Source organism: Desertihabitans aurantiacus, from assembly GCF_003344635.1.
GTDB lineage: Bacteria > Actinomycetota > Actinomycetes > Propionibacteriales > Propionibacteriaceae > Desertihabitans > Desertihabitans aurantiacus.
Map to the genome: position 1 here is coordinate 1 of NZ_QPKK01000023.1, position 21,751 is coordinate 21,751.

The 21,751-nt window shown below is 71.7% G+C and carries 20 protein-coding genes; 5 read left to right on the forward strand and 15 right to left on the reverse strand.

Going from position 1 to position 21,751, the window contains the following annotated elements; genetic code table 11:
• From DVA66_RS03800 to DVA66_RS03815, 4 genes are all read right to left on the reverse strand, one after another.
• On the reverse strand, positions 1 to 2,200 hold a 2,200-nt coding region (locus DVA66_RS03800), incomplete at its 3' end, for a glycoside hydrolase family 2 TIM barrel-domain containing protein (RefSeq protein ID WP_232821738.1).
• A complete protein-coding gene (locus tag DVA66_RS03805; protein WP_114558855.1) occupies positions 2,197 to 3,093 on the reverse strand; it encodes a carbohydrate ABC transporter permease in 897 nt (298 codons plus the stop codon). The genes DVA66_RS03805 and DVA66_RS03800, both read right to left, overlap by 4 nt.
• Positions 3,093 to 4,028, reverse strand: a complete 936-nt coding sequence (locus DVA66_RS03810) for a carbohydrate ABC transporter permease (protein WP_114558856.1) — start codon at positions 4,026 to 4,028, stop codon at positions 3,093 to 3,095. The genes DVA66_RS03805 and DVA66_RS03810 overlap by 1 nt, the downstream gene beginning before the upstream one ends.
• Positions 4,025 to 5,362: an ABC transporter substrate-binding protein gene (locus tag DVA66_RS03815; RefSeq protein WP_114558857.1), complete on the reverse strand. Its 1,338-nt coding sequence runs from the start codon at positions 5,360 to 5,362 to the stop codon at positions 4,025 to 4,027. Before DVA66_RS03815 ends, DVA66_RS03810 begins: the two co-directional genes overlap by 4 nt.
• Before the next feature lie 122 nt (positions 5,363 to 5,484).
• On the opposite strand from DVA66_RS03815, the gene DVA66_RS03820 reads away from it, so the two are divergent.
• Positions 5,485 to 6,153, forward strand: coding sequence for a TetR/AcrR family transcriptional regulator (locus DVA66_RS03820; RefSeq protein WP_114558858.1), 669 nt, complete (start codon positions 5,485 to 5,487; stop codon positions 6,151 to 6,153).
• Between the two features lie 55 nt (positions 6,154 to 6,208).
• Here DVA66_RS03820 and DVA66_RS03825 read toward each other — a convergent pair whose 3' ends face one another.
• Both DVA66_RS03825 and DVA66_RS03830 read right to left on the reverse strand, forming a co-directional pair.
• Positions 6,209 to 7,240: an LLM class flavin-dependent oxidoreductase gene (locus DVA66_RS03825; protein WP_114558859.1), complete on the reverse strand. Its 1,032-nt coding sequence runs from the start codon at positions 7,238 to 7,240 to the stop codon at positions 6,209 to 6,211.
• A complete protein-coding gene (locus DVA66_RS03830; RefSeq protein WP_114558860.1) occupies positions 7,237 to 7,845 on the reverse strand; it encodes a TetR/AcrR family transcriptional regulator in 609 nt (202 codons plus the stop codon). The genes DVA66_RS03825 and DVA66_RS03830 overlap by 4 nt, the downstream gene beginning before the upstream one ends.
• Positions 7,846 to 8,023: 178 nt before the next feature.
• Here DVA66_RS03830 and DVA66_RS03835 point away from each other — a divergent pair, with 178 nt between their 5' ends.
• Both DVA66_RS03835 and treY read left to right on the forward strand, forming a co-directional pair.
• Positions 8,024 to 9,307 (forward strand): MFS transporter, encoded by a 1,284-nt coding sequence (locus tag DVA66_RS03835; RefSeq protein ID WP_157973819.1) that lies wholly within the window; start codon positions 8,024 to 8,026, stop codon positions 9,305 to 9,307.
• 380 nt (positions 9,308 to 9,687) lie between these two features.
• On the forward strand, positions 9,688 to 11,976 hold the full coding sequence (gene treY, locus DVA66_RS03840; protein WP_114558862.1) for a malto-oligosyltrehalose synthase: 2,289 nt from the start codon (positions 9,688 to 9,690) through the stop codon (positions 11,974 to 11,976).
• 113 nt (positions 11,977 to 12,089) lie between these two features.
• Here the strand turns inward: treY and DVA66_RS03845 are convergent, their stop codons facing one another.
• The 3 genes from DVA66_RS03845 to DVA66_RS20785 all read right to left on the reverse strand — a co-directional run bounded on the left by DVA66_RS03845 (position 12,090) and on the right by DVA66_RS20785 (position 14,259).
• Complete coding sequence (locus DVA66_RS03845) at positions 12,090 to 12,923, reverse strand: GTP pyrophosphokinase (RefSeq protein WP_232821739.1); 834 nt, start codon at positions 12,921 to 12,923, stop codon at positions 12,090 to 12,092.
• A 5-nt stretch (positions 12,924 to 12,928) separates the two neighbouring features.
• The gene (locus DVA66_RS03850; RefSeq protein WP_114558864.1) at positions 12,929 to 13,468 is read right to left on the reverse strand and encodes a GNAT family N-acetyltransferase; all 540 of its coding nucleotides are present in this window, start codon (positions 13,466 to 13,468) and stop codon (positions 12,929 to 12,931) included.
• A gap of 107 nt (positions 13,469 to 13,575) precedes the next feature.
• On the reverse strand, positions 13,576 to 14,259 hold the full coding sequence (locus DVA66_RS20785; RefSeq protein ID WP_157973820.1) for a GNAT family N-acetyltransferase: 684 nt from the start codon (positions 14,257 to 14,259) through the stop codon (positions 13,576 to 13,578).
• Between the two features lie 43 nt (positions 14,260 to 14,302).
• Here DVA66_RS20785 and DVA66_RS03860 point away from each other — a divergent pair, with 43 nt between their 5' ends.
• Together DVA66_RS03860 and DVA66_RS03865 are read left to right on the forward strand one after the other, a co-directional pair.
• Positions 14,303 to 14,740: an MOSC domain-containing protein gene (locus DVA66_RS03860; protein ID WP_114558865.1), complete on the forward strand. Its 438-nt coding sequence runs from the start codon at positions 14,303 to 14,305 to the stop codon at positions 14,738 to 14,740.
• Positions 14,741 to 14,750: 10 nt separating this feature from the next.
• Positions 14,751 to 15,608, forward strand: coding sequence for a class I SAM-dependent methyltransferase (locus tag DVA66_RS03865; protein WP_114558866.1), 858 nt, complete (start codon positions 14,751 to 14,753; stop codon positions 15,606 to 15,608).
• An 87-nt stretch (positions 15,609 to 15,695) separates the two neighbouring features.
• Here the strand turns inward: DVA66_RS03865 and tuf are convergent, their stop codons facing one another.
• The 6 genes from tuf to DVA66_RS03895 all read right to left on the reverse strand — a co-directional run.
• Complete coding sequence (gene tuf, locus DVA66_RS03870) at positions 15,696 to 16,889, reverse strand: elongation factor Tu (protein WP_114558867.1); 1,194 nt, start codon at positions 16,887 to 16,889, stop codon at positions 15,696 to 15,698.
• Between the two features lie 137 nt (positions 16,890 to 17,026).
• The gene (gene fusA, locus DVA66_RS03875; RefSeq protein ID WP_114558868.1) at positions 17,027 to 19,123 is read right to left on the reverse strand and encodes an elongation factor G; all 2,097 of its coding nucleotides are present in this window, start codon (positions 19,121 to 19,123) and stop codon (positions 17,027 to 17,029) included.
• Between the two features lie 98 nt (positions 19,124 to 19,221).
• The gene (gene rpsG, locus DVA66_RS03880; protein WP_114126485.1) at positions 19,222 to 19,692 is read right to left on the reverse strand and encodes a 30S ribosomal protein S7; all 471 of its coding nucleotides are present in this window, start codon (positions 19,690 to 19,692) and stop codon (positions 19,222 to 19,224) included.
• A complete protein-coding gene (gene rpsL, locus DVA66_RS03885) occupies positions 19,692 to 20,063 on the reverse strand; it encodes a 30S ribosomal protein S12 (protein ID WP_114126484.1) in 372 nt (123 codons plus the stop codon). The genes rpsG and rpsL overlap by 1 nt, the downstream gene beginning before the upstream one ends.
• A gap of 284 nt (positions 20,064 to 20,347) precedes the next feature.
• Positions 20,348 to 21,028, reverse strand: coding sequence for an MOSC domain-containing protein (locus DVA66_RS03890; protein ID WP_114558869.1), 681 nt, complete (start codon positions 21,026 to 21,028; stop codon positions 20,348 to 20,350).
• Between the two features lie 63 nt (positions 21,029 to 21,091).
• On the reverse strand, positions 21,092 to 21,751 hold a 660-nt coding region (locus DVA66_RS03895), incomplete at its 5' end, for a TOBE domain-containing protein (RefSeq protein ID WP_114558870.1).

Below are 21,751 nucleotides of genomic sequence, written 5' to 3' on the forward strand. Positions count from 1 at the left end.
CCAGCTCCAGCCGCTCCGGCACCGGCTGCCCGGTCCGCACCGCCGGGAGGGCGGGGACGCGCACCGGCGGTGTGGCGTCGGCGACCCGGAACTGCCCGCGGGCGACCACGTGGCCGGCCGGCGCCCAGGCGGTCGCCTCGGCCAGCTCGGCCTGGACGCTCAGCCAGGCCTCCCCCGGCACCGCCGGGGCGCCCGGGTCGAGGTCGATCCGGGCGCTGCGTCCGGGCAGCACCCGGGGCACCTTCTCCGTGCCGCGGGCCAGCACCGTGCCATCCACCTCCAGGCGCCAGCGCAACCGCAGGTCGGTGGTGTCGGTGCTGTGGCGCAGGTTGCGCACGGTGAGCCGCTTGTTCGCCCACTCGAAGCGCACCGGCTGCACCACCGCCGCGTACTCGTGCAGACCCGGGGAAGGGGTGTCGTCGCTGAAGACGAGGCCGTCCATCACGAAGTTGCCGTCGTGCACGACCTCGCCGAAGTCCCCGCCGTAGGCGAGGAACCGGGTGCCGTCGGGGGTGCGGTGCCACAGCCCGTGGTCGCGCCACTCCCAGACGAACCCGCCCTGCAGCCGCGGGTGCTGCTCGAACAGCTCCTCGTACTCGCTGATCAGGCCCGGGCCGTTGCCCATCGCGTGCACGTACTCGCACAGGATCGCCGGCTTGGTCCGCTGCCGCACACCCTCGGCCACTGTGCAGCCCAGCAGCGGCGTGGTGTCGCCGTCGGTGCCGATCGCGGCGGTCTCGGCCAGCGAGGGGTACATCCGGGAGTACACGTCGGTGTAGGCGCCGACGTAGTCACCCTCGTAGTGCACCGGACGCTCCGGGTCGCGGGCGTGCACCCAGGCCGCCATCGCGGCCAGGTTGGCCCCGGTGCCGGACTCGTTGCCCAGCGACCACAGCACCACGCAGGGGTGGTTCTTGTCCCGCTCGACGGTGCGGGTGATCCGGTCCAGGTAGGCCTCGCGCCAGGCCGGGTCGTCGCTGGGGTTCTGCCGCCAGTCGTCGGAGCCGAAGCCGTGGGTCTCCAGGTCGCACTCGTCGACCACCCAGAAGCCGAGCTCGTCGGCCAGGTCCAGCACCCGCGGGTGCGGCGGGTAGTGGCTGGTGCGGATCGCGTTGACGTTGAACCGCTTCATCAGCGCCATGTCGGCGCGGGCGTGCTCCTCGTCGAAGACGCGGCCGCGCTCGGGGTGGGTCTCGTGCCGGTTGACACCGTGGAAGAGCACCCGCGAGCCGTTGACCAGCAGCAACCCGTCACGGATCTCGACCCGGCGGAACCCGACCCGCTGGGTGATCGTCTCCGCGGCGTTGGAGACCACCACCTGGTAGAGCCGGGGACGCTCGGCCGACCACGGCTCGACCTTCTCCAGCTCGATCGGACGCACGTCGGCGGCGGAGTCGAAGGTGGTGGAGACCCCGAGCTCCTCGATCGCCACGGTGACCGGGAACCCGCCCTCGGCGACGTCCAGCTCGACCTCCAGCGACCCGGCACCGGTGCCGACCGCCTCGCCGGCGTAGCCCGGGCGCAGCCAGACGTCGGTGATGCCGCCGCGGGGACGCGCCAGCAGGGTGACGTCGCGGAAGATGCCGGGCAGCCACCACTGGTCCTGGTCCTCCAGGTAGGTGGCGGCCGACCACTGGTGCACCCGGACGGCGACCGTGTTGGCCTGACCGGGCACCACCTGCTCGGTGACGTCGAGCTCGGCGGCCAGCCGGCTGCCGGTGCCGACGCCGACCTCGACCCCGTTCACCCAGACCCGGTACATCGACTCGACGCCGTCGAAGCGCAGCAGCACCCGCTCGGCCTCGGCCCACTCCGCCGGGACCTCCACCTCGGTGCGGTGGTCACCGGTCGGGTTCTCGTCCGGCACGTGCGGCGGGTCGACCGGGATCGGGAACTGCACGTTGGTGTAGATCGGACGCCCGCGGGTGCCGTCCCCGGTGAGCACCCAGTGCGAGGGCACCTCGATGGTCTCCCAGCCCGAGACGTCGTAGCCGGGGTCGGCGAAGGCCGCGGGCTCCTCCCCCGCCGGCAGCACCCCGCCGCCACCGGGCGTCCCGGGCGCCCGGTCCAGCAGCCGGAACGACCACGTCCCGTTGAGGGAGAGCCGCGGTGCGTCGCTGTGCAGCCACGAGCGCGGGGCGGCGTGCGCCCCTCGTCGCGGTGCCGGGTCGGTCAGGTAGGACACGTCGTCCGTCGTCACTTCACAGCCCCTTCGGTGAGTCCGCCACGCCAGAAGCGTTGCAGCACGATCATCGCGATGGCCAGCGGGATCACCGAGAGCAGCACGCCGCCGGTGGTCAGCTCGTAGAACTCGGGCAGCCGGTCGGTCTGGGAGCGCCAGTTGTTGAGCCCCAGGGTGATCGGGTAGAGATCCTGGTCGGCCAGCATGACCAGCGGCAGGAAGTAGTTGTTCCAGATGCCGACCAGCTGGAAGAGGAACACCGTCACCAGCGCCGGGGTGAGGATCCGCAGGCCCACGGTGTGGAAGATCCGCAGCTCCGAGGCGCCGTCCAGCCGGGCGGCCTCCAGCAGCGACGGGCTGACCGAGGCGTCGGCGTAGATCCGGCAGAGGAAGAGCCCGAACGGCGAGACCACCGACGGGATCAGCACCGACCAGTAGGTGTTGGCCAGACCGAGCTCGCTGAACAGCAGGAACATCGGCAGCGCGGTCGCGGTGCCGGGCACCAGGACGCCGCCGAGGATGGTGCCGAAGACGATGTTGCGACCGCGGAACTGGTAGCGCGACAGGGCGTAGCCGCCGGCCGCGGCGAAGTAGGTGGCCAGCAGCGCGCCCACCCCGGAGTAGAGCACCGAGTTGGCGAACCAGCGCAGGAAGATGCCGCCGTCGTAGGCGACCACCTCGCGCACGTTGGCGAACAGCGCGAAGGTCTGGCCGAACCAGAAGCCGTTGGTGGCGAACAGGTCCTCGGTGGTCTTGGTGGCCGCGACGACCACCCAGTAGACCGGCACCAGGAAGTAGAGCGCGACCAGCAGCAGGATCGCGGTGACGAGGATCGTCCGGGCCGCGGACTGGCCGGGACGGCGGGTGCGGCCGCCGGGGGCGGCGCTGTCGGTGACGGTGGCGGCGCTCATCACGACCTCCGGTTGGTGAGTCGCAGGAACAGGAAGGAGAGCGCGAAGGCCACCAGCGCGATCAGCACGGCCTGGGCCGCCGCCACGTTGTAGTCGTTGTAGGCGAAGGCGGTGGTGTAGGCGCTGAGGTTGGGCGTGTACTCGGAGTCCACGTCGGGCGCCACCGTGGAGAGCACCTGCGGCTCGGCGAAGAGCTGCAGGGTACCGATGATCGAGAACACGGTGGTCAGCACCAGCGCGGGACGGATCAGCGGCAGCTGGATGCTGGCCGCCACCCGCAGCGGGCCGGCGCCGTCGACCTCGGCGGCCTCGTAGACCTCGGTCGGGATCGCCTTCAGCTGGGCGACGATGATCATCATGTTGTAGCCGGCGTAGGTCCAGGTGACGATGTTGGCGATCGACCACAGCACGGTGCCCGCGCCGAGGAAGTCGAGCTCGATGCCGACCACCTCGGCGGCGTCGATGACCGGGCTCAGCCCGGGCACGTAGAGGAACGACCACAGGATGGTGGCGATCACGCCGGGGATGCCGTAGGGCAGGAAGTAGACGGCGCGGAAGAAGCCGGGCCAGCGCGCGGAGGCCGACTCCAGCAGCAGGGCCAGCACGGTGGACAGCGCGATCATCACCGTCACCTGGACGACGCCGAAGAGCAGCATCCGGAAGATCGAGTCGATGAAGTTGCCGTTCTCCAGCGCCTGGGCGTAGTTGGCGAACCAGGCGAACTCGCTGGTGACGCCCTGCTCGCCGAAGACACCGCTGCGGGTGACCCGGGTGAAGCTCTGCCCGACCGCCACCAGGATCGGCAGCACGAAGGTCAGCACGAAGAACAGCAGGAACGGGGCCAGCAGCAGCCAGGGCGCGGCGGTCAGCTGGCTGCTGCGCCGGCGGCGGCCCGACGTCGCGGCGGGGGCGCTCGACTGCTCGGTCGCGCTCATGCCTCGGCCTTCCGGATGCTCAGGCCCTTGTTGGTGAAGGCCTCGACGATGGCGTTCTCGGCGGTCGCGATGGCGTCGACCAGGGTGCCGCCGGAGACCTTCTGGCGGAACCCGTCGGAGAGGATGTTGAACGACTGCTGGGTGATCGGCCACCAGGACCAGTCCGGGTTCTGCGCCGCGGGCTGGGCGGCGGGCTCGAAGACCTCGGTGTTGTAGCTCTGGCCACCGAAGAAGTCCGACCCGCCGAGCCGGCTCTGGCCGATGTAGTCGCGGCTCGGCGACCAGCCGATGCCGCTGTTGGCGATCATGGCGTCGATGCCCTCCTGGCTCGTCGTCATCCAGATGGCGAACTCCATCGCCTCCTTGGGGTGCTTGCTGTTGGCCAGCACGGCCGCGGTCGACCCGCCGAGGAAGCTGGAGGCGTAGCCGCCGGGACCCCAGGTCGGCAGCGGGGCGACCCGCCACTGCCCGGCGCCGGAGGTGACGCTCTGCAGCAGGGCGTCACCCCAGCTGGCCTGGGCGGCCGAGGCGATCTGGCCCGCCGACGCCGCGGCGTACCAGGGGGTGGAGAACTGGCCGTAGGCGGTGGTGATGAGGTCCTCGTCGATCGCGCGGTCGAAGTGCCGGGCGACCTGCAGGGTGGCGTCGTCGGTCATGTGGATGACCCACTCCTCGCCCTCGACCCGCAGCCAGCGGGCCCCGGCCTGCTGGGCGAGCGCGGCGAACCAGGAGGTGTCGGAGAGGTCGAGGCACTCCAGGTAGACGTCGGTGGCCCGCATCCGCCGCGCGGTCTCGTTCCACTCCTCCCAGGTCGCGGGCACCTCCGCGCCGGCGGCCTCGAACAGGTCGGGGCGGTAGTAGAGCGCCAGCGGCCCGCTGTCCTGGGGGATGCCGTACACCCCGCCGACGAAGGAGACCTGCTGCCACAGCGTCTCGTTGAACCGGTCGGCGTACTGGTCGACGCCGTAGCGGCGCAGGTCGACCAGCCCGTCGACCAGGACGAACTCCGGCACCGTGCGCATCTCGACCTGGCCGATGTCGGGGCCACCGCCGGCGGCCAGCGCGGAGTACATCTTCTGGTAGCCGCCGTCGTTGCCGCCGGGGATCCAGCTGGCCTCCACCCGGACGTGCGGGTTCTGCGCGTTCCAGACGTCGCAGACCTTCTGCAGGTCCTTCAGCCAGGACCAGTAGGTCAGGGTGATCGGCCCGTCCGCGGGCGGGATGGTCGGTCGGGTGTTGACTGGGGTCGCGCCCGGCCCCGCGCACGCCGACAGCAGCGCGCCCGCTGCCCCCGCGCCGCCGAGCCTGAGCAGATCTCGTCGGGTGACTCTCATGCCGCCTCACTTCGCCGTGAACGAATGCGGCCGCTAACGTACAGCAAAACCGTGCAGGTGCACGACTTTCACGCGGACGCCGGCACAGGCCGGCCCGGGACGTCGACGAGGACGGGGACGCGATGAGCAGCAGGACGAGCGGACCGGCGGTGACGGGCGAGGGACCGGCCGCACCAGCGGGGACGGGGCGGCGGCGGGGCCCCTACGCCAAGAGCGCGGAGCGTCGGCGCCAGATCCTCGACGTCGCCCTGGCCCGGTTCGCCTCGCGCGGCTACCGGGCCGCCTCGCTGCGGGAGATCGCCGCGGACGCCGGGATCAGCCTGTCCACGCTGATGCACCACTTCCCGACCAAGGAGGACCTGCTGCTGGCCACGCTGGGGCACCGCGACGAGGCCGGTGCGGTGGAGACGCCGACGTCGGCTGCGAACTTCCCCACCGCCGTCCTCGCCCGGGCCCGCCGCAACGAGGACCTGCGGGGTCTGATCGAGGTCTACACCGTGCTCTGCGCGGAGGCGACCACCGCCGGGCACCCCGGGTCGGACTACTTCGTCCGCCGCTTCACCCACCTGCGCCAGGAGTACGCCGGCTACTTCGCCGAGCTCGCCCGCCAGGGCCGGCTGCGTCCCGGGGTCGACCCGGAGCGCGCGGCGACCTCACTGGTGGCGCTGTGGGACGGGCTGCAGCTGCAGTGGTTGCACTCCCCCGCCCAGGTGGACGTCGCCCGCCACCTCGAGGACTTCCTCGCGCTCGTGCTGCGACCCGCTGCCGGCCCGCCCGACGCCCCGGCCTGAGCCCGGACGGCTCACCGCGACCGGCTGCGGGCCCCCGGCGCGGCACTCGGTGGGTTCAGCCAGTCCTCGTCCAGCCGATCGCCGGGGCGATGTGGTCCCGGATGTTCTCGAGGAGCTCCAGGTTGTGGTCGACGCCGAGGACGTTCGGGATCGTCACGAGCAGTGTGTCGGAGGACATCACGGCCTCGTCCTGCTGGAGCTCGTCGACGATCCGGTCGGGCTCGCCGATGAAGCTCTTCCCGAAGCGGGAGACGGCTCCGCCGAGCACGCCGACGTGCTCCTGCGACGAGCGCGCAGCGGGTCCGTAGAGGTCGGCGTCGCGTTGCGAGACGATCGGCAGGATGCTGCGCACCACGGCGACGCGGCGGCTCCCAGGGTGCCCCGCCTCGGCACGCGCGGCCCGGAACGTCCGGATCTGCTCGGCCTGCAGCTCGCTGAACGGCACCCCCGTGTCCTCTGAGAGCAGCGTGCTGCTGAGGAGGTGGAGGTCCTGCTCACCGGCCCACCGCGCGCTCTGGCGGGTGGCAGAGCCCCACCAGATCCGGTCCCGCAGCGTCGGCGACTGCGGCTCGATCGCCAGCGGGACGGTCCTCGGCGTCTGGGCCGGGTCGCTCTCGGCGACGGGTGCCCCCGCGATCGCCGCGCGGAACCGTGCGGTGTGCTCCCGCGCCATGTCGCCCGCGGTGAGGCCCTCGGCCGGGCGGAAGCCGAATCGTTCGTACCCTCTCAGAGCCGGCTCCTGCGATCCGCGGCTCAGGCCGAGCTGGAGACGTGAGCCGCTGATCAGGTCCGCGGAGGCGGCGAGCTCGGCCATGAGGAGGGGGTTCTCGTAGCGCATGTCGATGACGGCGGTGCCGATCTCGATCCGGGAGGTCCGCGCCGCCACCGCGGCGAGAAGGCTCCAGGGGCTGGAGAACTGGGGTTGCAGGTGGTGGACGCGGCTCCAGGCGCCGTCGAGACCGAGCGCCTCGGCGCCCACGGCGATCTCGATCCCCTGGATGAGAGCATCACCTGCCGTCCGGGCGGACGCGCCCCAGGTGTTCTGGTGGTGCCCGAACGACAGGAAGCCCAGTCGGCGAGCACTCACCGCGCCGCACCAGCGCTGACGTCGGGGAACGCGGCCATGGCGAGGTCGACCGCCTCGAGCAGCTCCCGGCGGGGGACACCGCTGGCAGCCTGGACGGTCAGCCCGGTCGCGACCGTGACGTAGTACCGGGCGAGACCGGCCGGGTCGACCCCCGAGGGGAAGTCGCCGTCGTCGAGGGCCTGCTCGAAGCGGAGCTGCATCGCCTGGCGGACCTCCTCGCGCCGACGCACCAGCTCGTCGTGGACGTCGGCGTTGTCGGCCGAGCAGGCGAGCGCCCCCTGCACCAGCAGGCACCCGGCGGGATGGTCCTCGCTGGTCGCGCTCTCCACGACGCTGGTCAGCATCGAGAGGGCGGCCGCGCGGCCCGTCGGCTGCGCCACCGCCGCCTGCAGGTTGCTGGCCGTGTCCTGCACGTACCGGTCCACGACCCGGTCGAAGAGGGCGCGCTTGTTCCCGAACGCCGCGTACAGGCTCGGCGGGTTGATGCCCATCGCCTCCGTCAGCTCCGCGATCGAGGTCGCGTCGTAGCCCCGCCGCCAGAACACGTCGACCGCTCGGTCGAGGGTCTGGTCGAGGTCGAAGGTCCGGGTCCGTCCACGTGACATGTCTCGCCAATCTGTAGTGATCGCTACATTGATGCTATAACTGTAGCGCGCACTACAGATCTTAGCCAGCCGCGAGCCGGACGTCGCCGCGGCGGCTGTGCTGCGCACGTCCGCGATCCCCTCCACGGAAGGACCTCCCATGTCGGGAACCACCCGCACCCCCATCTCGAGACTGGCCATGCCAGTGATCGTGCTCTCGGTCTTCGTCGTGCCACTGGCCATCTCGGGCATGGGGGTGCTCCTGCCGAGCATCGCCCGTGACCTCGGGGCGTCGCCGTTCCTGCTGCAATCGGTGGTCAACGGGTTCAACGCCGCCTTCGCCGTCTTCACCCTCGTGTGGGGCGTGCTCTCAGACCGGCTGGGCTACCGCACGACGGTCGTCATCGGCCTGCTCTTCTTCACGGTCGGTTCCCTCGTGAGCACGACCGCGCCCGACCTCGTCGTCCTCGACATCGGACGCGTCCTGTCGGGCATCGGCGGCGCCGCCGTGTTCACCGGGTCGGCGTCCCTGATGTCGAACGCCTGGGAGGGGGCGGCACGGGCGCGCAACTTCGCGATCTTCGGCACCATCATCGGCATCGGGTCCGCCATCGGCCCGGTGGTCGCAGGTCTCCTCACCGGCTGGTTCGGCTGGCGCGGGGTCTTCGTCGTGTTCGGCATCGTGACCGTCCTCGCCCTGGTCTTCAGCAGGTCCCTGCCCACGATCACGCACGAACCCGAGCCGGGCCGCAAGGTGGTGGACTTCGGGGTGCTCCGCAACCCGCACTTCCTCGCACTCTCGCTCGTCCCGGTGGCGACCTCTGTCGGCGCGATCACGCTCGGCACCTACCTGCCGGTGGCGTTCGGCGCGATCTACGGTCTGTCCGCACCCGCGGCCGGCGTCTTCATGCTGTTCATGATGGTGCCGATCGTCGTGGCACCGCTGGCCGCCTCACGGGCCATCCACCGCTTCACCGCCGTCACCCCGATGAAGGTCATCTACGTCGCCCTCCTCGCGATGGTCGTCGGTGACGGTGCCCTGCTCGTGGTCTCACCCGACGTCCCGATCTGGTGGGCGGTCCCCGGGATGGTCCTCATCGGCGCCGCCTTCGGCATGACCATCGGGCTGGTGGACGGCGAGGCGCTGGCCCAGGTGCCCCCGCACCGCTCCGGCGCAGCAGCGGGAGTCCTCAACTTCGTGCGCGTCGGGAGCGAGGCCGTCGTGATCGCCGCCTTCGCGGCGGTCGTCGCGTGGCTGGTCTTCAGCAGCCTGGGCGACCGGGGCATCGCCGACGCCACCGCCGCCGGCATCCCCGGCCACGGGGACGACTACGCCGCCGCGTTCCGCACCGTCCTGCTCGTCATCATCGGCACCAACGTCGTCCTGACGGGCGTCGTGGCGGCACTGCACCGTGCACGACTGCGTCGCGACGACGACACCAGCGAGATGGCGCCCAGCCGCGAGATCGCAGCGACACGGTAGAGCCTGGTCCTGGGTGGCGGACGGTGTGCGGTCACGGGGCGCCACGTCCCCGTGTCAGCCACGCACCGCCCACCGTCCCCACCGTCGACGACCGACCCGACGACGGTCGGCAGCGCATCAGCTGCTGCCGGCCGTCCCGTCGGCGACGGGCAGGGCGCCGGCCTCGAGCTCCGGACCCGGTGGACCGCCGGGGTGGTCGGGGCGAGGGAGGGCGGGCCGGTGCCGCCGGCGAGGACGACGGTGCAGCCCTGGCGGAGGGTCAGGCGCTGAGGCGCGCGCGGATGGGGCCCCGGGCACCGACTGCGTCGGACTCGAGCCCCACCCGGCCCCTGCTCAGGCCGGTGCACCCCGCCCGGGTGGCGCCGACTAGCGTGGCGCACGTGACCAGCATCCCGTCGTCGACCTACCGGCTCCAGATCCGGGCCGGCTTCACCCTGGACGACGCGGCAGCGCTCGTCGACTACCTGGCCGACCTCGGCGTCGGCGCGCTCTACCTCTCCCCGCTGCTGAGCTCCACCGACGGCAGCGACCACGGCTACGACGTCACCGACCCCACCACCCTGGACGTCCCCCGCGGCGGGGAGGAGGGCTGGTCCCGCCTGGTCGAGGCGGCCCGCGCGGCCGGGCTCGGGCTGGTGCTCGACATCGTCCCCAACCACCTCGGGGTGGCCGCGCCGGCGGAGAACCCGGCCTGGTGGAGCGTGCTGGCCGAGGGCGAGGCCTCGCCCTACGCGTCCTGGTTCGACATCGAGTGGGCCAACGCCCCGCTGCGGATCCCGGTGCTCGGCGACGAGGTCGGGCCCGACGAGCTGGAGGTGGTGGCCGTCGACGGCGGGCACGAGGTGCGCTACCACGAGCACCGCTACCCGGTGGCTGCCGGCACCTACACCGAGGGCGACAGCGTCGAGGACGTGCTCGCCCGCCAGCACTACCGTCTGGTCGGGTGGCGGACCGCCGCCACCGAGCTCAACTACCGCCGCTTCTTCGCCGTCGCCGACCTGGCCGGGCTGCGGGTCGAGGACGAGGACGTCTTCGAGGCCACCCATGCCCGGGTGCGCCAGATGGTGGCCGACGGCCAGCTGACCGGCATTCGGGTGGACCACCCGGACGGCCTGGTCGACCCGGCGCAGTACTTCGAGCGGCTGCGGGCGCTGGCCCCGGACGCCTGGCTGGTCGCGGAGAAGATCCTCGAGCCCGGTGAGGAGCTGCCGGCCTGGCCGGTCGAGGGCACCTCGGGCTACGACGCGATGACCGAGGTCAACCAGGTCTTCGTGCACCCGGGCCAGGAGGAGGCCTTCACCACCCTCTACGCCGATCTGACCGGGGACCGGCGGACCATGCACGAGGCGGTGCTGGAGGGCAAGCGGCACGTCGTCGACACCCTCTTCGGCTCCGAGCTGTCCCGGCTCGCGCGGCTGGTGCCCGACCTGCCGGCCGACGACGTCCGCGCCGCGCTGGGCGAGCTGGCGGTCCGCTTCGACGTCTACCGCTCCTACCTGCCCGACGGTGTCGAGCGGCTGGACGCCGCGATCGAGGCCGCCGGCGGGGACCCGGCCGTGGCCGCGACCCTGGCGACGCTGTCACCCCGGCTGCACGAGCCGTCCGACGAGCTGGCCCGCCGGTTCCAGCAGCTGTCGGGTGCGGTGATGGCCAAGGGCACCGAGGACACCGCCTACTACCGCCAGGCCCGCTTCGTCGCGCTCAACGAGGTCGGCGGCAACCCCGACTCCTTCGGCCTGTCGCCAGCGGAGTTCCACGCCGCCCAGCAGCACCGCCAGGAGCGGCTGCCGCACTCGATGACCTCGCTGTCGACCCACGACACCAAGCGCGGGGAGGACGTCCGGGCCCGGCTGGCGGTGCTGTCGGAGGTGCCGCAGACCTGGGAGCGGTTCGCCCGGCACTTCCTCGAGCACTCCGGGCTGCCGCGGGAGCAGCTGGCCGACCGCGCGTTCGGCTACTTCCTGGCCCAGACGCTGGTGGGTGCGGGCCCGGTCGAGCGGGAGCGGCTGCACGCCTACGCCGAGAAGGCGATGCGGGAGGCCTCGGCCTCGACGAGCTGGGACGCCCCTGATGAGACCTTTGAGCGGGCCGTGCACACCGCGGTCGACCGGGCCTTGGACGAGCCGGCGCTCGCCGACGACCTGGCCCGGCTGCTGTCGGTGGTGGAGCAGCCCGGGTGGTCGAACGCGCTGGGCCAGAAGCTGGTGCAGCTGACGATGCCCGGGGTGCCTGACGTGTACCAGGGCACCGAGCTGTGGGAGGACTCGCTGGTCGACCCGGACAACCGCCGGCCGGTCGACTTCGGCGCCCGGCGCGCGCTGCTGGCCGAGGACCGTCCGCCGGTGGTGGACGGCTCGGGCGCGGCCAAGCTGCGGGTGGTGCGGGACACCCTGCGACTTCGGCGCGAACGTCCCGGGCTGTTCGGCTCCTACACCCCGCTGACCGCCGAGGGCCCGGCCGCCGACCACCTGCTCGCCTTCGACCGGGGCGGGGCGACCACCTGCGTCACCCGGCTGCCGCTGACCCTGGCCGAGGCCGGCGGGTGGCGGGGCACCACGCTGGAGGTCGGTGAGGTGGTCGACGTGCTGAGCGGACGCGAGCACAGCGGCACCGTGGCGGCCGACGACCTCTTCCACACCCTCCCGGTCGCGCTCCTCGTCCACCGCTGATCCGGGGCGCCTCGCCCTTCGACAGGCTCAGGGCGCTGGGATCAGGTCGGGCACGGACGCCACCACAGCGGGGGTGAGCCTGTCGGAGCCCGGGCCCGGTCGGGGGGGCGCCCTCAGCGCAGGGGTGACTCGGGTGAGTGCGGGGGCCGGCCGACGGCGCGGGTGTACTGGGCGAGCAGGTCGGCCGGCGGCGCCAGCGGGTGGCGGTCCCGGGCGTCGGCGGTGTCGTCGGGCTCCGCGCCACCGCGGACCTGGCGGTGCAGCTCCTCCATCTTGAGGTCGAGGCTGTTGGCCGCCGCGGCGGCCTGGGACAGGTCCGAGACCAGCCCGGCGGGCACCTCGCCGCCGTACTTGTAGTAGATCTTGTGCTCCAGGCTGGCCCAGAAGTCCATCGCGATGGTGCGGATCTGGATCTCCACCGGCACCTGGGACACCTCGCGCGCCCGGTACACCGGCACCTCCATGATGAGGTGCAGGCTCTGGTAGCCGTTCGGCTTGGGATTGCTGATGTAGTCGCGCTCGTCGATGACGTCCAGGTCGTTCTGGCTGACGACGAGGTCGCGCACCGTGTAGATGTCGCTGAGGAAGCAGCAGGTGACGCGCACGCCGGCGATGTCGAGGATGTTCGCGCGGATGCTGTCGACGTCGACCGGGTGCTGCTTGCGGTGCACCTTGCGCAGGATGCTCTCCGGCGTCTTCAGCCGGGAGTTCACGTGCTCGATCGGGTTGTAGTCGTGGGTGTTGTTGAAGTCCTCGCGCAGGATGTGGATCTTCGTGACGACCTCGTCGATGGCGAACTTGTAGCCCAGCATGAAGTCGTTGAACTGCTTCTGCTGGGCTCCGAGCCGCTCGACCAGCGCGCGGTCGCTCCCGAACGGGTCCTCGGCGCGGTCGAGCCCCGTCGGGGCGTCGGCGTCCGTGCCGACCGTGTCGTCGATCCCGGTCACGCCGGTCATCCGGTCGGCGCCGAGGCGGACGGCTGCTCGCTCGGGGTGGCGGCCCCGTCCTCGACGAAGCCGAGGGAGCGGCACAGGCTGAGCGCCTCGCCGTTCGCGCTGTCCACCCGCAGGCCGACCCGGTCCGACGTCTCGGCCGCCGCCCGCATCGCCTCGATGAGCAGTGCCCGACCCAGGCCCCGGCCCCGCCACGGCGGCTGGGTGTGCACCCGGACCACGAACGGGTCGGTGCCGTCGGCGGTGCGGCCCACCGTCTGCACGAAGGCGACCACCTGGTCCTGCTCGTCGACGGCGACCTTGGACGCCGCCGGCAGGTAGTCACCGTCGCGGCCGTCGACGGTGGCCCGCACCTCGGCCACCGAGGTCTCGACGTCGGTCCGTCCGGTCGACTCCGCCCGCAGCGTGCCCATCGCCTCGACGTCGGTCTCGCGGGCCGGACGCAGCAGGATGCCCAGCGGCAGCGCGGAGGGCGCCAACCGGGTGGTCATCGTGATGGGGTCGGCGGAGAGGTCAGCGAACAGGATCAGCTCGGCCATCGGAGTCCTTCGGGGGGCGACGTGTGCGCAGCCATCCTGCCACCCGCCGGTGGCGGACCGGAGCGGTCCCCGCGTTCCTCCGCTCCTCCGCGGGGCGGGCCGGGGTCTCAGCCGGGGGTGAGCTCGACCCTCACCTGGTCGCCCACCGGGATGAAGCCGAGGGCGTCGCCGAGGCGTTCGGCGGCGGCGTTCCCGGGCCGGACCCGCCAGGCCGGGACGAGGCCGGCATCCAGGGCGTCGTTGACCGCGATCCCGGCGAGCACCCGGGCCAGCCCGCGACGCCGCGCCTCCAGGGCGCTGAGCACGCCGAGGTTGGCCACCAGGCCGGCCCACACCGCGTACCCCGCCCCGCTGCACGGCGTCCCGTCCGGCGCCCGGTGCACGAACACGGCGTCCATCCGGCTGAGCCCGACCTCGGTGACGTCGTCGGGCGGGCAGCGCTGCTCCAGCGCGGTGGCTGCCTCCGGGTCGGGATCGACCTCCAGCCGGTCCAGGTCGGGGTGACGGTCCAGCTCGTCGAGCACCGACAGCCGGGCCGCCCCGGCCACCCGGCCCGTGCCGCACAGGCTGAGCAGGGCCGACGGGTCGGCCAGCGCGTCGGCATCCAGCTCCGTCAGCGCCGGGAGCAGCGGGGCCGGGCCCACCAGCACGGAGGTCCGCCACAACCGCAGCGTCATCACCTGGTCGTCGCGCACCACCGTCACCCGGCCGTCGGCCTCCAGCGCGTCGTCGGCCAGGCCCAGCTGGCGGGCGAAGCAGAGCCGGACGATGGCCTCGGTGTTGGCGTCCACCCGGGGAGCCTAGTGGGGTTGGCCGGACGGGGAGGATGGTCGGGTGAGCGCCCCGACCGTGCACGCCATCCACATCGCCCCGGCTCGCCGGCTGCCGACCCGCTCGGTGCCCAGCGTGGAGGCCGAGGCCGGACGCGGGCTGGTCGGCGACCGCTACCACGGCACCCGGCACCGCCACGTCACCGTGCAGACGCTGCCCGCGCTGGCCGAGGCGAGCGCTGCCCTCGGTGCCCCGGTGGAGCCCGGCAGCACCCGGCGCAACCTCACCCTCACCGGCGGCACGCTGCCCACCCGACCCGGTGAGCGGATCCGGGTCGGCGAGGTCGAGCTGGAGGTGGTGCGGATCTCCGCGCCGTGCCGGCTGCTCGACGACTGGATCGGCCCCGGCGCCATGAAGGCCATGCACGGCCGCGGCGGCACCACCTTCCGGCTGCTCTCCTCCGGAACGATCTCGGTGGGCGACGAGGTCGAGCTGGCCTAGGCTCGCGGCCATGGGCGAGGAGTGGCGCGGCAGCGTCCCGGTGGAGTGGGAGGAGGCCCGGTCGGCGAACCTGGCCAACTGGGAGGACCGTGTGGGCATCCACGAGCGCGGCTACGACCTCGACCGCTTCCGCAGCGATCCCCACCACCTGTCCGACGTGGTCCGCCACGACCTGGCGGCCATGACGCCGTTCCTGCCCGGCGGTGCGCTGACCGGTCTGCAGCTGTGCCACCTGCAGTGCCACCTCGGCACCGACACGGTGTCGCTGGCCCGGGCCGGCGCGGAGGTGACCGGGCTCGACTTCTCCCCCGCCGCGCTCGCGGTGGCGGCCCGGCTGGCCGAGGAGACCGGCACCCCGGCGCGCTGGGTGGAGTCCGACGTGCTGGACGCCGCGGCCGCGATCGGGCGCACCTTCGACGTCGTCTACACGAGCATCGGCGCGATCTGCTGGCTGTCGGACCTGCGCCGCTGGGCCGAGCAGGTGGCCGCGCTGCTGCGTCCGGGCGGCCTGTTCTACCTGCGCGACGGCCACCCGGTGCTGCTGGCGCTGGACGAGGACGCCGAGCAGCTCACCCTGCGCTACCGCTACTTCGGCGACGGCACCGCCGAGCAGTGGGACAGCGACGTCACCTACGCCGGCGAGGGCCGGCTCACCGCCACCCGCAGCTACGAGTGGCCGCACCCGCTCTCGGAGGTGGTCACGGTGCTGCTGGAGGCGGGACTGGAGCTGCTGGCGCTGCGCGAGGACACCGTGCTGCCGTGGCAGTTCAGCCCGCGGATGGTCGAGGTGGAGGGCGGCTGGGCCTGGCCCGGGGAGCAGCGTGCCCTGGTGCCGTGCACCTTCACCGTGGTCGCCCGGCGTCGCTGACACCCACCACGGTCTCCACCCGGGGACGCACGAGGGCCCCGTGCCGAAGCACGGGGCCCTCGTCGTGTCTGCTGCAGACGGGTCAGATCACTTCAGGATCTTGGTGACCCGGCCGGCGCCGACGGTGCGGCCGCCCTCACGGATGGCGAAGCGGAGCTCCTCCTCCATGGCGATCGGCTGGATCAGCCGGACGGTCATGTCGGTGTTGTCACCGGGCATGACCATCTCGGTGCCCTCCGGCAGGTTGACGATGCCGGTCACGTCGGTGGTCCGGAAGTAGAACTGCGGGCTGTAGTTCGAGAAGAACGGCTTGTGACGGCCACCCTCGTCCTTGTTCAGGATGTAGACGCGGGCCTCGAACTCGGTGTGCGGGGTGGTCGAACCCGGCTTGATGATCACCATGCCGCGCTCGACGTCCTCCTTCTTGGTGCCGCGGAGCAGCAGGCCGACGTTCTCACCGGCCTGGCCCTCGTCGAGGAGCTTGCGGAACATCTCGACACCGGTGACCGTGGTGGTCTGCTTGGTGTCGCGGATGCCGATGATGTCGACGGTCTCGTTGACCTTGACGATCCCGCGCTCGATGCGGCCGGTCACCACGGTGCCACGACCGGTGATGGTGAAGACGTCCTCGACCGGCATCAGGAACGGCTTGTCGATCTCACGCTCCGGCTGCGGGATGTAGTCGTCGACCGCGGCCATCAGGTCCTGGACCGACTTGACCCACTTCTCGTCGCCGTTCAGCGCCGGGAAGGCGGCCACGCGCACGACCGGGATGTCGTCACCGGGGAACTCGTTGTCGGAGAGGAGCTCGCGCACCTCCATCTCGACGAGCTCGATGAGCTCCTCGTCGTCGACCATGTCGCACTTGTTGAGCGCGACGACCATGGCCGGCACACCGACCTGGCGGGCCAGCAGCACGTGCTCGCGGGTCTGCGGCATCGGGCCGTCGGTGGCGGCGACCACCAGGATGGCGCCGTCCATCTGGGCGGCACCGGTGATCATGTTCTTGACGTAGTCCGCGTGGCCCGGGCAGTCGACGTGGGCGTAGTGGCGCTTCTCGGTCTGGTACTCGATGTGCGCGATCGAGATGGTGATACCGCGCTGACGCTCCTCGGGTGCCTTGTCGATCTGGTCGAACGGCGACGCCTCGTTGAGGTCGGGGTACTGATCGTGGAGCACCTTCGAGATCGCCGCGGTCAGCGTGGTCTTGCCGTGGTCGATGTGCCCGATGGTGCCGATGTTGACGTGCGGCTTGGTCCGCTCGAACTTGGCCTTTGCCACTGGGGCTCCTTCTGGGTGTTCACCACGCGTGGATCGCGCGGCGATTCTGGGTTTCTGACTGCTCGGTCGATCCGAGGACCGGACCAAGTTTTGTGTACGGCGCCGGTCTGGTCAAACCAGCTCCGGCGCCGCCCACCTCACTCTCCGCGCGACTTCGCGATGATCTCGTCGGAGACGTTCTTCGGCGTCTCGGCGTAGGAGTGGAACTCCATCGAGTACGACGCCTGGCCCGAGGTCTTGGACCGCAGGTCGCCGACGTAGCCGAACATCTCCGAGAGCGGGACGAGGGCCTTGACGACCTTGTTGCCGTGCACGTCCTCCATCGACTGCACCTGCCCGCGACGCGAGTTGAGGTCACCGATGACGGTGCCCAGGTAGTCCTCGGGGGTGGTCACCTCCACGGCCATCATCGGCTCCAGCAGGGCCGGGTCGGCGCGGCGGGCGGCCTCCTTGAAGACCATCGAACCGGCGATCTTGAAGGCCAGCTCGGAGGAGTCGACGTCGTGGTAGGCGCCGTCGGTCAGCGTCACCTTGATGTCCTCGACCGGGTAGCCGGCCAGCACGCCGAAGGCCATGGCCTCCTGGATGCCCTGGTCGACCGCGGGGATGTACTCCTTGGGGATGCGGCCACCGGTGATCGCGTTGACGAACTCGTAACCCGAGCCCGCCTCCTGCGGCTCCAGGGAGATGATGACGCGGCCGTACTGGCCCGACCCACCGGACTGCTTCTTGTGGGTGTACTCCACCTTCTCCACCGGACGGCGCAGGGTCTCGCGGTAGGAGACCTGCGGCTTGCCGATGTTGGCCTCGACCCGGAACTCGCGCTTCATGCGGTCGATCAGCACCTCGAGGTGCAGCTCGCCCATGCCGGCGATGATGGTCTGCCCGGTCTCCTCGTCGGTGTGGACGCGGAAGGTCGGGTCCTCCTCGGCCAGCCGCTGGATCGCCGCGGACAGCTTCTCCTGGTCGGACTTGGTCTTGGGCTCGATGGCCTGCTCGATGACCGGGGCCGGGAAGTCCATCGACTCCAGCACGACGGGGTTGGCGGGGTCGCTCAGCGTCTCACCGGTGGTGGTGTCCTTCAGACCCATCACGGCGACGATCTGACCGGCACCGACCTTGGCGATCTCCTCGCGCTTGTTCGCGTGCATCTGGTAGATCTTGCCGATCCGCTCCTTGCGGCCCTTGGTGCTGTTGGTCACCGTGGTGCCGGCCTCGAGGGTGCCCGAGTAGATCCGCACGTAGGTCAGCTTGCCCAGGTGCGGGTCGGCGGCGATCTTGAAGGCCAACGCCGAGAACGGCTCGTCGTCCGACGGCTTGCGGTGGACCTCCACCGACTCGTCACCGGGCTTGAAGCCGTCGATGGCGGGCACGTCGATCGGCGAGGGCAGGTAGTGGATGACCGCGTCGAGCAGCGGCTGCACACCCTTGTTCTTGAAGGCGGTGCCGCAGAAGACGGCGGTGATCGAGCTCGACAGCACGGCGCGGCGGACCGCGTGCTGCAGCACCTCGCCGGTGATCTCCTCACCCTCCAGGTACAGCTCCGTCAGCTCGTCGTCGTGGTCGGCGACGGTCTCGATGAGCTCGTTGCGCGCGGCCTCGGCCTGCTCGACCATGTCGGCGGGGATCGGCTCGACCTCGTAGTCCTCACCGATCGTGGTCTCGCCGCGCCAGGTCAGCGCACGCATGTTGACCAGGTCGACGACGCCCAGGAAGTCGGCCTCGGCACCGATCGGCAGCTGCATCACCGCGGCGGTGGCGTTGAGGCGCTTGCGGATGGTGTCGACGCAGTAGTCGAAGGAGGCACCGGTGCGGTCCAGCTTGTTGATGAAGCAGATCCGCGGCACCCGGTAGCGGTCGGCCTGTCGCCACACCGTCTGGCTCTGCGGCTCCACGCCGGCGACCCCGTCGAACACCGCCACGGCACCGTCGAGCACGCGCAGGGAGCGCTCCACCTCGACGGTGAAGTCGACGTGCCCGGGGGTGTCGATGATGTTGATCTGGTGGTCCTTCCAGTGGCAGGTCGTCGCGGCGGACGTGATCGTGATGCCGCGCTCCTGCTCCTGCTCCATCCAGTCCATCGTGGCGCCACCGTCGTGGACTTCGCCGATCTTGTAGTTGATCCCGGTGTAGAACAGGATCCGCTCGGTGGTGGTGGTCTTGCCCGCGTCGATGTGGGCCATGATCCCGATGTTGCGGACCTTGCCCAGGTCGGTCTTGATGTCGACAGCCACGGAAGCGTTCAACCTCTATCTGTGATCGTGAGGGGGTACCGGGTGCGACCCGGTGGCGGGTGCGACCCCGTGCGGATCACGCACGGGGTCGCGGCGGCTCACCAGCGGTAGTGAGCGAAGGGCTTGTTGGCCTCGGCCATCTTGTGGGTGTCCTCGCGACGCTTCACCGCGGCGCCGAGGCCGTTGGAGGCGTCGAGGATCTCGTTCATCAGCCGCTCGGACATGGTCTTCTCGCGACGCTGCCGGGCGAAGCTGACCAGCCAGCGCATGGCCAGGGTGTTGGAGCGGGCCGGCTTGACCTCGATCGGCACCTGGTAGGTCGCGCCACCGACGCGGCGGCTGCGGACCTCCAGGGCCGGCTTGACGTTGTCCAGCGCACGCTTGAGCGTCTGCACCGGGTCGACGCCGGTCTTGGCGCGGGTGCCCTCCATCGCGGTGTAGACGATGCCCTGGGCGATGGTCTTCTTGCCGTCCTGCAGCACCTTGCTGACCAGCTGGCTGACCAGCGGCGAGCCGTAGACGGGGTCGACGAGGACAGGCCGCTTCGGGGCCGGACCCTTGCGAGACATTACTTCTCCTTCTTCGCGCCGTAGCGGCTGCGAGCCTGCTTGCGGTTCTTGACACCCTGGGTGTCGAGGGAGCCGCGGATGATCTTGTAGCGGACGCCGGGCAGGTCCTTCACACGGCCACCGCGCACCAGCACCATCGAGTGCTCCTGCAGGTTGTGACCGACACCGGGGATGTAGGCGGTCACCTCCACACCGCTGGACAGCTTGACGCGCGCGACCTTCCGCAGGGCCGAGTTCGGCTTCTTCGGCGGGACGGTGTAGACGCGCGTGCACACGCCACGGCGCTGCGGCGCACCCCGCAGGGCGGGGGTCTTGTTCTTGCTGACCTTCTCGGCGCGGCCCTTGCGGACCAGCTGCTGGATCGTTGGCACCGGGTGAATCTCCTACGTCGGCTGTTCTCCTGCTGATGGGCGCAGACCGCCCGCCATCACCAGGAGCGGTTCAGAGCGAGGACTGCCGTACGGGCTCCGACGGGGAGCGATCCTCGAGGTTCGCCGACGCCGCGGGCACGCACATGGGTTCGGGCACGCCGAACACAAGGACAAAGGTTACCCGGCACCCCCGCGAGGGTCAAAAGGGCGGCGGACGGACCACTCTCGCACGTCCCCGTGGCGCCCCGACGGGTCGTCCCCCGGCGAGTCGCCGGGCTGCGGGGTCAGGGGGTGGGGACGTCCTCGGCGGCACGGCGGGCGCGGCGCAGCGCGGTCCGGCGGAGCTCGGGGGTGAGGTAGGGCTCGGCGTCCAGCAGGGACGGGGCGAGGTCGGGACGGGTGGTGATGGCCAGGAAGGTCCGCCCGACCGTCACGTCGTGGTCGGGGCGGTGCAGCACCTCCACGGCGTCCCCGGCCGCGATCTCGCCGGCCACGGCGACGGAGAGGTAGGTGCCGGGGCGGGCGTCGGCGGTGAACTTCCGCAGCCAGCCCCGGACGTCCAGCCAGCCGCGGAAGGTCGAGCACGGTATCCGCGGCACCGTCACCACCAGCTCGCAGCTGCCGACGCGCCAGCGCTCGCCCAGCCGGCAGTCCTCCAGCGCGATCCCGCTGGTGGTGAGGTTCTCGCCGAACACGCCGTCGGCCAGCTCGCGCTCCAGCCGGCCCTCCCAGCGGTCGAGGTCCTCCCGGGCGTAGGCGTAGACGGCCTGCTCGTCACCGCCGTGGTGCAAGCGGTCGCCGATGTGGTCGCCGACCACCCCGCTGCCCAGACCGCCGTGCTTGGGCCCGGGGGCGCGCACCTCGACCGGCCCGTCCACCGGGCGCTTGTCGATGCCGGTGGTGAGGGCGTCCTTGTAGGGGTTGGGCGCGGCGCGTCCCACGTTCACCGAGAGCACCTGGGTCATGGACGACACCGTAGCGGCCGGGACCACCGTCCCCCGCCGCCCGTCACCGCGCCGGCGGTCCGGTCAGACCGCCCGGGCCTGCACCTCGATCTCGTTCGCCTTGACCGCCACCCACAGCGGGGTGGCCGTGCCGAGCCCGAGGTCGGCCACCGCGGCCGGGGTCACCTCGGCGTGCACCCGGTCCCCGGAGACCAGCTGGACGTCCAGCCGGACGCCGTCGCCGTGCGGGGCCATCCCGCGCAGGATGCCCTCGAAGACGTTGCGCGGGCTGCCGACCGGGCGCTCGGCGAACACCGACACCGCGGTCGGGCGGACCACGCAGTGCACCGGGCCCGAGGCCGGCGAGGCCAGGTGCAGCACCAGCCCGGAGGTGCAGGTGACCCGGGTCCCGTCGGCGGTGCCGGTGAGCAGGTTGAGCCCGACCAGCCGGGCCACGTAGTCGGTGGCGGGACGCCGCGACACCTCCGCCGGGGTGCCCTCCTGCACCACCCGCCCCTGCTCCAGCACCACCACCCGGTCGGCCAGCACGGCGGCGTCCACCGGGTCGTGGGTGACCAGCAGGGTGGGGACGCCGAGCTCGGCCAGCCGCACCCGCAGCTCGCCGCGGGTGACCAGCCGGGTGCGGGCGTCCAGGGCGGCCAGCGGCTCGTCCAGCAGCAGCGCGTGCGGACCGGCGGCGACCGCCCGGGCCAGCGCGACCCGCTGCGCCTCCCCGCCCGAGAG